At 68.1% G+C, this 3,412-nt stretch carries 3 protein-coding genes; 2 read left to right on the forward strand and 1 reads right to left on the reverse strand.

Annotation, left to right across the window (positions count from 1 at the left end; translation table 11 throughout):
* Both VNF71_06520 and VNF71_06525 read left to right on the forward strand, forming a co-directional pair.
* On the forward strand, positions 1-1,078 hold a 1,078-nt coding region (locus VNF71_06520), incomplete at its 5' end, for an acyl-CoA dehydrogenase family protein (protein HVA74202.1).
* A 117-nt stretch (positions 1,079-1,195) separates the two neighbouring features.
* Positions 1,196-2,314 (forward strand): site-specific integrase, encoded by a 1,119-nt coding sequence (locus tag VNF71_06525; protein ID HVA74203.1) that lies wholly within the window; start codon positions 1,196-1,198, stop codon positions 2,312-2,314.
* 114 nt (positions 2,315-2,428) lie between these two features.
* On the opposite strand, the gene VNF71_06530 is transcribed toward VNF71_06525, so the two are convergent.
* Entirely contained in the window at positions 2,429-2,689 is a 261-nt protein-coding gene (locus VNF71_06530) for a helix-turn-helix domain-containing protein (GenBank protein ID HVA74204.1), read from the reverse strand.
* Positions 2,690-3,412: the final 723 nt, after the last annotated feature.

Below are 3,412 nucleotides of genomic sequence, written 5' to 3' on the forward strand. Positions count from 1 at the left end.
GGAGGCCGCCAACATCGGCCTGTACTCCTTCGAGTTCATCGCCAACGCCTTCCTGGACAAGAGCGGCCTGCTCATGCCCATCGCCGCCGAGGAACTCGCGTGGGGTGACGCCGGGATCGGCCTCGCCATCCTGGGATCGACCCTCGGCCTGGCGGGTATCGCCGGCAACGGCACGCCCGAGCAGCTCATGGAGTGGGGACCCCAGTGCTTCGGCACCCCGGAGAAGATCCAGCTCGCCGCGTTCGCCGTCTCCGAGCCCGACGCCGGGTCCGACGTGTCGTCGCTGCGCACCCGGGCCGTCTACGACGAGGCCAAGGACGAGTGGGTCATCAACGGGACCAAGACGTGGATCACGAACGGCGGCATCGCCGACATCCACGTGGTCGTGGCCTCGGTCGACCCCGAGCTCGGCTCGCGTGGCCAGGCCAGCTTCATCGTCCCCCCGAACACGCCCGGCATCTCCCAGGGCCAGAAGTTCCAGAAGATGGGCATCCGCGCCTCCCACACCGCCGAGGTCGTCCTCGACGACTGCCGGGTCCCCGGCCACTGCCTGCTCGGCGGCAAGGAGAAGCTCGACGAGCGGCTGGCCCGGGCCCGCGAGGGCAAGCGGAGTGGTGGCCAGGCGGCGATGAAGACCTTCGAGGGATCCCGCCCGGCGGTCGGCGCGCAGGCGCTCGGCATCGCCCGCGCCGCCTACGAGTACTCGCTCGACTACGCCAAGGAGCGTAAGGCGTTCGGTCGTGCCATCATCGAAAACCAGTCGATCGCCTTCAAGCTGGCCGACATGAAGACCAGGATCGACGCCTCACGGATGCTCGTGTGGCGGGCCTCCTGGATGGGCGCCAACGGCAAGGAGTTCACGTCGGGCGAGGGTTCGATGTCCAAGCTCTACGCAGGCGAGACGGCGGTGTACGTGACCGAGGAGGCCATCCAGATCCTCGGCGGCTACGGCTACGTCCGCGAGTACCCGGTCGAGCGGTGGCACCGTGACTCGAAGATCTTCACCATCTTCGAGGGCACGTCCGAGATCCAGCGGCTGATCATCGCCCGGGCCATCTCCGGGGTGCACATCAAGTAGCTGAACTGGACTTTTCTATCCGACGCCCGACTGGCACCCGGTCGACTGTCGGATCTCAGAAACAGGTCCAGAGAGGCTCTTGTCCTACTTTGTCCTACTTTTTGGTAGCGTTCGCCCATGGCGACTATCCGCGAACGCAGCCCCGGAGTCTGGCAGGTCCGGGTCTTCACGGGTCGCAACAGCAGCGGTCGTCCGACCCAAGTGGCGGTCACCGTCCGGGGCGGCAAGCGCGAGGCGTTGCGTGAGGCCGCCCGGTTGGAGTCTGCGCCCCAACGGGGTGCCGAGGGCCGAACCGTGGCCGACGCACTGTTGGCCTGGCTCGAGCGCAACGAGGGTTCGTACACGCCGGCCAGCCTGCGCGACCAGACCGGTCGGGTCCGCCTCGTCACCGAGGACCAGATCGCCCGGACGCCGCTCGCCCGACTCGGCGTCGCCGAGGTGGACCGCTGGCTCACCCGGCTGCGGCGCTCCGGTTTGGGTGAGTCGGCGATCCGCAATCGCCTGACCGTGCTGCGTGCGGCGCTCCAGCAGGCCGTCGTGTGGGGTTGGATCACGTCGAATCCGGCCGCCCTGACCAGAGCGCCTGGAGTGAAGCGCTCGCCTCGAGGAGTGATGCGTCCCGACGACGCCATCGCCGTGATCAAAGCGGCCACCGTCCTCGACCCTGTCGCTGGGTTGGCGCTCCGGATAGGAGCGGTGGCCGGAGCTCGTCGGGCCGAGATCGCCGCCCTCCGGTGGACCGATCTGGACGGCTCGGTGCTCACGATCGACTCGGCCATCACCGTCATCCGCGGCAGTGGCGAAGGCTCCGAGGCTCCCCAGCTGGTCGATACGCGGACCAAGACCGCTGAGCGGCACACGGTCACCCTGGACGCGGAGACGGTCCGCCTGTGGGGTGAGCTTCGATCCGAGCGCGAACCCTACGGTCCGTACGTCTTCAACATCGGCAGCGGACCGGCGAACCCTGATCGGATCGGGTGGTGGTGGCGGCGTGCCCGGGAGTCGGCGGGCATCGACAAGCACTGGCGCCTCCACGACCTGCGGCACTTTTCGGCGACCGTGGCGATTGCCGGAGGCCACGACGTGCGATCCGTCGCCCATCGCCTGGGTCATGCAGACCCGGCGATGACGCTGCGGGTCTACGCCCATGCGGTCGAGGCCGCCGATCAGGGCATCGCCGAGCTGATGGGGAGCGTCCTCGACGGTGACCCCGGAAGCACCGGGGTCGCCACCTGAGGATGCGCCGCAACGCCCACTCTCAGCGAACGTGGTGGCACGGCTGACGTCGTACTTCACGCTTCGCCCCGGAATTCCGGCGCGACACATTGCAGATGATGGATCGGCTCCGGGTCAGGAACCGATCGTCACCATCGCCCGCAGGGCGTCGGCCGGGACCCGCAGCAGGCGGTCGCCGACTCGGATGCACGGGATGCCCTCGGCACCGCCGGTCGCCTCGAATCGGCGGGCCAGGTCGTACGCCGCCGATCGGCCGATCCGGAGGATCCTCGCCGCTTCCGGGATGGTGAGCAGCTCGACATGGTGGACGGGGCCACCATGCGTCGACGATGCAGCGGCATCCACCTCGGGGCCTTGGTCCTGACTTCTGGTCATGGTCATCTCCTCGAACAACGCTGGTCCGTCGCGTCTTGTGATCGCTTCCCGTCCGGCGGCAAGCGAGTTGTGCTCATACGACGTAGGGGCGGTCCCTTCGTACCGGTTCATTCTCCGAACGCACGTCACCCTCAGCGTCACCCTTGGACTGGTCCGGCCAGTGGGTGACCTCCGATCCGACGTCATCCTGATGCCACCGAACGTCACCTTGGGCCCGAACAACGTCACCCTGTCCTGATCGGCCGGCCACCGAACGTCACCTTGGACGTCACCCTCCCTGGTGAAGGGGATGTTCGCCAGAGGGGCAGCCGGATCGTGACGATCTCTTCTGCGAATGAGGTGGGACGGTGTGCGAGCGCCGCCGCTCGATGTCATCGGTCGCTGCAGGGTGGCCCCCCGGTAGCAGTTGGTTTCACCGTCGCCTCGCCCAGCTCGGCTCCATCACCGATCTCCGCTCCCTGTGCCGACACATTGCTCGGTGACCGGTCCACCCCATCGGAGCAGGGCGTGGCGCCGCTCCGCAGCGGAACAGGGACGATCGAGAGGCGCCCAGGCGGGCGTCGAGCCCGCCCGGGGCTCCGACAAGGCACATGCGATCGGTGCCACGAGCGCTGGGCGATCAATTTCACACAACTGCACTTCGCCGAGTGCGGTCGCCCTTCGGGCGGGAATGGGCCGTCTCCGGCTCGCAAAGGTCCTGGTAGCCGGCCCGGATCGTCGAGG

The organism is Acidimicrobiales bacterium, assembly GCA_035533095.1.
Taxonomy (GTDB): Bacteria; Actinomycetota; Acidimicrobiia; order Acidimicrobiales; family Palsa-688; genus DATLUM01.